Annotated in this window: 5 protein-coding genes; 2 read left to right on the top strand and 3 right to left on the bottom strand. The window is 67.9% G+C overall.

The window, feature by feature from the left end; all coding sequences use genetic code 11:
- Nucleotides 1-138 precede the first annotated feature (138 nt).
- Both E8A12_RS12645 and E8A12_RS12640 read left to right on the top strand, forming a co-directional pair.
- Entirely contained in the window at nucleotides 139-1005 is an 867-nt protein-coding gene (locus tag E8A12_RS12645; protein WP_293369238.1) for a hypothetical protein, read from the top strand.
- A 354-nt stretch (nucleotides 1006-1359) separates the two neighbouring features.
- Entirely contained in the window at nucleotides 1360-3324 is a 1965-nt protein-coding gene (locus tag E8A12_RS12640; protein ID WP_293369236.1) for a redoxin domain-containing protein, read from the top strand.
- Nucleotides 3325-3343: 19 nt separating this feature from the next.
- Here E8A12_RS12640 and E8A12_RS12635 read toward each other — a convergent pair whose 3' ends face one another.
- The 3 genes from E8A12_RS12635 to E8A12_RS12625 form a co-directional block, all read right to left on the bottom strand.
- The gene (locus E8A12_RS12635) at nucleotides 3344-4096 is read right to left on the bottom strand and encodes an RcnB family protein (RefSeq protein WP_293369234.1); all 753 of its coding nucleotides are present in this window, start codon (nucleotides 4094-4096) and stop codon (nucleotides 3344-3346) included.
- 115 nt (nucleotides 4097-4211) lie between these two features.
- Nucleotides 4212-5111 carry a transglutaminase family protein gene (locus E8A12_RS12630; RefSeq protein WP_293369233.1) on the bottom strand — a complete coding sequence of 300 codons (900 nt, stop codon included), beginning with the start codon at nucleotides 5109-5111 and terminating at the stop codon, nucleotides 4212-4214.
- A partial coding sequence (locus E8A12_RS12625) for an alpha-E domain-containing protein (protein WP_293369231.1) occupies nucleotides 5108-5787 on the bottom strand: 680 nt, incomplete at its 5' end. The genes E8A12_RS12625 and E8A12_RS12630, both read right to left, overlap by 4 nt.

The following is a 5787-nucleotide window of genomic DNA, read 5'->3' as shown; positions in this document are numbered from 1 at the left end:
CGGTCGATCCGGCAAGCGGGCGGCTCTTCGTGGCCGCCGCCGAGACCGATCCGCCCGCGACCCCCGGCGGCCGCCCGCGGCCCAAGCCCGGCACGCTCCGGCTGATGATCCTCGAGCCGGTGAAGTGAGGCGCGCCCGATGACGACGGCCGCTAAGCCCAGCCTGGCGCACGAGGCGCTCAGCAAGGCGCCGCCCGCCATCCTGATGTTCTGGGTGGTGAAGATCTGCGCCACGACGGTGGGCGAGACCGGCGGCGACGCTTTCTCGATGAGCCTGAAGCTCGGCTACCTCGTGGCCACGCTGATCTTCCTGGCCTTCTTCGCCGTGACCCTGACCTGGCAGGTGGCCTCCAAGCGCTATCACCCGCTGACCTACTGGCTTGTCGTGGTGGCCACCACCACGGTCGGCACCACAACGTCCGACTTCATCGACCGCACCCTGCACGCGGGCTACGTGCTGTCGTCCTCCGTCCTCCTGGCGCTGGTGATCGCTGTGCTGGTTGCGTGGAGGCTGACCACCGGCAGGATCGCTGCGGACCGCATCACCACGCGCACCGACGAAATCTTCTACTGGCTGACCATCCTGGTCTCCAACACGCTCGGCACCGCGCTTGGCGACTTCTCCTCGGAGACCATCCCGGACCTGATGGAGAAGATCGCGCCAGCTTTCATGCACGGAGCGCCGGCGGGCGGGTGGGATGCTTGGGGGTTCGAACTCGCCGCTGTGGTGTTCGCCGCCCTGATCGGCCTCGTCGCCGTCCTGCACCTGATGAAGTGGGCGCCGCAGGCGGTCCTGTTCTGGGCGGCCTATGTCCTGACCCGTCCGCTCGGCGCCACCCTGGGCGACACCTTGACCAAGCCCCACGCCCAGGGCGGCTTGGATTTTGGCCGCTTCCTGGCGACCGGGGTGATTGCGCTCGCGATGGTCGTCCTGATCTTGTTGGCGCCCAGGCTGCGAAGACCGGCGGAAGTCAGCGCCGCCACCGTGCCCGCAAGCGGCGCTTAGTCGGCGTGTGCCCGCGGGCACGGGCACGGGCGCGAGCGCGAGCGCCGGCGTGATGCGGCTGCGCAGTTTGATGTGCTGTCACTGAGCCGCAGCGGTAGCGCCGGGCCAGGGCGGCCAGAGAAGTTTTGACCTTGCGGTCGGATGCGCTCAGACTTGCCCCAGCGCATCGCTCGGCAGGCCGGTCGAGGCGCGGCCGCGAGATTTTGAAAAACCTATAGATATCAACGATTAGATATTAGACGATTGTCTGGATGGACGTCATGGCCCGGGTGAACTCGCCCTGGAGCCGCCGCTGCAACATTCGTGCAGGGAAACAATGATATCCGGACGACGCCAAAGCTGGGAGCTGACGCCATGAAACGCGCACTATTGGCCACCGCCGCGATCGCGGGCCTGACCATCGCGACCTTCGCCGCACCCGTCGGCCTCGCGGCCGACACGCCCAACGCGACGCCGCAACACGTCGACGACTTCCAGCTCACCGATCACACGCGATTGGCGCAGCACCTCTATTACTTCGGCTACACGCCGGCGATCGTGATCATGACGCGCACCAACGGCACGGCGGTCTCCAAGACCGACTCCGCGGCGCTGGAGAAGCTGGACGCCGCCTACAAGGAGAAGGGCGTCGTGGTCTGGGCCATGGACTCCAACCTGGCCGACAGCCGTGACGCCGTCGCCGCGGAGGCCGCCAAGCAGGGCCTCACTGTCCCGATCCTGATGGACGAGCAGCAGCTGGTCGGCGAATCGCTGGGCGTGCAGCGCGAAGGCGAGGTCTTCGTGATCAACCCCAAGACCTGGACCGTCGCCTATCGCGGGCCGATGGACGCCCATGCCGGCGCGGCGGTGGACGCCCTGCTGGCCGGGAGCAAGCCCGCCGTGATGCGGGTCGCCGACACCGTCGGCAAGCCGGTGGCCTTCCCGGAGAAGGCGCACGCCGCCGACTTCGCCAACATCTCCTATTCCAAGGACATCGCTCCGATCCTGCAGGAGAAGTGCGTCTCCTGCCACGTGAACGGCGGCATCGGCCCCTTCGCGATGAACAGCTATGCGGTGGTCAGGGGCTTCTCGCCGATGATCCGCGAGACGATCCGCACCCGGCGCATGCCGCCCTATTTCGCCGATCCGCACATCGGCGTTTTCAAGAACGACCAGGGCCTGACCGCCGATCAGACCAAGACCCTGGTGCACTGGATCGAAGCCGGCGCGCCGCGCGGCGACGGACCTGACCCCTTGCTGGCCAACGTCAACAAGACCGCGCCGGAATGGCCGCCGGAACTCGGCAAGCCCGACGTCATCGTCGATCTGCCGGCCTTCAAGGTCCCGGCCACGGGATTGGTCGAGTACCAGAACCAGGTGGTCGACAATCCCTTCAAGGAAAACACCTGGCTGAAGGCGATCGCCATGAAGCCGGGCGACCGGCGCGTGCTGCACCACGTGGTCTCCAACCACGTCCCCGACCCGAACCAGCCGGCCGCCGCGATCCCAGGCGGCTCTGTCGGCTCCTACACCCCGGGCGCCCAGCCGCAGGTGATGGCCGACAACTCCGGCGCGCCGGTGCCGGCGGGCGGCAAGCTGCACTTCCAGATGCACTACACGACCATGGGGTCGGAGACGGTCGATAAGACCCAGGTCGGCTTCTACACGCTGAAAGCGACGCCTGAGTATATCAAGCGCTCGGCGGTGATTTCGACCTTCGCCCTGATGATCCCGCCCGGCGAGGCGCGCCACAAGGAGATCGCCTACCTGACCTTCCCGGCCGACGCCTATCTCTACACGCTCTACCCGCACGCCCACTACCGCGGCTACCACGTGGAGCTGAAAGCGGTGACGCCGGACGGCAAGGAGCAGATGCTGCTCAGCCTGCCGAAGTACGACTTCAACTGGCAGCGCGACTACGATCCGGTGACCCCGATCCATGTGAAGGCCGGCACCAAGCTGGTCGCCACCTGGGTCTACGACAACTCGGTCCACAACGCGGCCAATCCGGACCCGAAGCGCAACGTCACCTGGGGCGAACAGACCCCCGACGAGATGATGTACTTCCGGTTGAACTACCGCTGGGCCGACGAGACCACGAGCCATGTGCGCGATGATCTGCAGGCCAAGCTGTTCGCCTCGCAGATGATGGGCTCGCTGGACTCGAACCTCGACGGCTTCATCGAGAAGAGCGAGCTGAAGGGCCCGCTGGCCTACCTCCAGGCCAAGTTCGACGAACTCGACACCAATCATGACGGCAAGCTGGACGCGGCGGAACTCGCCAAGGCCATGCCCAGCCGTCGCATGGCCCGTCAGAAGGCCGACACGCCGGACGTCTAGGTCCGGCGTGCCCGCGGGGTCAGTAGAAGACGCCGTATTCGGCGCGGACGACCTCGCCTGAATACTCGTCGATCAGCAGGGCGTCAGGTCCGACCCGGATCCAGACGAGCCCCGGCGGCGGCCCGAACAGGCCGTAGGCCAGGAAGTTAGTGAGCCAGTAGCTGCGGCCGAAGTAGGCCGGCGGAAGGCGATCGCCATAGCCCCAGCGGCGATAGGAATAACCCTGCGGCTGCCGGTAGGCGCCGGCGCTGAAGCGGCGCGGCGCCTGCACGTTTCCGCGCAGCGCCGCCACGCTCGGCGACCGCGCCGTCGCCCTGCCGCCCGCCGACGGCGCGGCGCGGGACGCGGTCCCGGCGCGATTGCCGCCAGCGCCAGCGCCTGGGCCTGGGCCTTGGGCCGTACTCGGCGGACTGTGAGTGGCTCTGCGCGCCGTCTGATCCGCAGGGCGGTTCGCCGGGGATGTGGCGGGCGTCGGAGCACGGCCGGCCGATTGTTGGCCCTGGCCTCGGCCACCGCGATCGCTCGGCTGCCCAGGCGCGCGCCCGGGATTCTGCTCTCCCGCGCCGCGCCCGGGATTCTGCGCCCCCGCGCCACGCTCCGGAGCCGGGCCGGCGTGGCCGCCGCCACCTTGCGGACCGCTGGGCCGGTTGGGCGCCTGGCCGCCGGCGGGCCGCGCGCCCTGTTCCGGGCGATTGTGGTCTGGCTGGGCCAGGGCCGTGGACGACGTGGCCAACAGGCCGAGCACTGTGACGGTGGCGACGAAGGATTTCATGGCGATCTCCAGGGCGGCGCCCAGCATGGCAGGCCGCAGCGCAGCGGTGAGCGCAGGTACGCGCTCGGAGTACAAACGCTGCTGTGGGCTAGTCGTTGCCAGCGGCGGGATTCGACTACGACGTTGCGGCGGCGATTTCCTGTTCCGGTACGACGTCGACCTCGACCTTCAGGGTCTGGCCACCGGGCGCCAGGAGGATGCCGTCGATGGGGGCGACGTCGGAGTAGTCGCGGCCGATGGCAAGCACGATATGGTCGTTCTGGACGATGAGCGCATTCGTCGGATCGAATCCGACCCAGCCTTGTGCCGTGCCGCACCAGAGCGAGACCCAGGCATGGGTGGCGTCCGCGCCCTCAAGGCGCGGCTTGCCGGGCGGTGGGGTGGTCCTGAGATAACCGCTGACATAGGCGGACGGGAGGCCCAGGCCCTTCAGGCCCGAGATCATGACATGTGCGAAGTCCTGGCATACGCCGTGGCGGGCGGTGAAGGCGTCTAGTGCGGGCGTGGATACGGTCGTGGCGTCCGGGTCGTAGGTGAATTCCTTGCGGATCCGGGTCATCAGCTCAGCGGCGGCCGCGACGATGGGCCGGCCGGTTGCAAAGCTTTGGCGGGCATACTCGGTTATGGCCGGTGCGGCCGGAGTGCGGCGGGTGGGATAGAGGTAGGCGGCAGGACCGTCGGGACCCAGAGTGCGGCTCTCGAACCCTTCGGCGCGCACCGCTTCCCACGCTTGCGTGCGCTGAGGATCGGGTGGCGACGGCGCACGGACGTCAACGCGGGACAGCGCCTCGATCACCAGGGAGGCGTGCGGCTTGTCGATGACGACGGTGCGAGTTTTCTCACCGAATGGGCCAACGCCCTCGCGAACGTCCGATGGCCGGGGGTTGACCGCGATCGTGTTGGCGAGGACCACCTGGGTCGCCGTGGTGCGGGGCGTCAACCGCAGCACGCAGCGTGCGAAGGTGACGGGCTCCTCGTAGGTGTAGGTTGTGCGATGCCGCAAGGCGTAGATCACGCCAACCCACCCAGCTTCACGGTCGGCACGGCGTGGGCCCCTTGCAGGAAATAGCGGTCGGCAATAGCGCCTGACAGGCGCAGCAACGTGCGCTCGAAGGCCTGCATTCTGGGCGGCGTCAGGTTTTGGGCGTCCGTCGTCTCGACCTCGGTGGCGAGCGGCAGCAGGATTTTGTTCGGCTCCTCAAGCATGCCGTCGGCGAGCAGCGAAGGTAGCGCCGCGAGATGGTCCTTCAGCGTGACCACCTGGAACGCCAGGGACCGAGTGTTGAAGGGGTCGAGCATCACCATGTCGCGCACGGGCGTCAGGGCAAGCCCCACCAGGTAGCGGGCGCGATAAGTGATCTGGCTGTCGGCAAGGTCAAGCAACAGGTCTAGGTCGTCTGGGGTGGCGCCGTCGTGGGCGAAGGTGCGGGTGATGCGGCAGGTGTTGACGCCGCGTTCGATACGGCGGCCCAGATCGAGGAAACGCCAACCGGCGACGCGGTTCATGTTCTCCTGAGCGAGGCCGGCCAGGGCGGCTAGAATCTGCAGAGCGCTTTCCACCTGCTGTAACGCCTCAGCTTCGGAGAGCGGGGCCTGGGCGCCCTCGGTGAGTTCGCTCTCCAGATTGACCAGCAGGGTCCAGAAATCGGCCGAGAGCCGTTCGCGCATGCTGGCCGCCGTGCGTCGCGCGC

This window comes from Phenylobacterium sp., from assembly GCF_004799395.1.
Taxonomy (GTDB): Bacteria; Pseudomonadota; Alphaproteobacteria; order Caulobacterales; family Caulobacteraceae; genus Phenylobacterium.
Note: the sequence above shows the minus strand (reverse complement) of the source record. Positions and strands in the feature narration are given on the sequence as shown.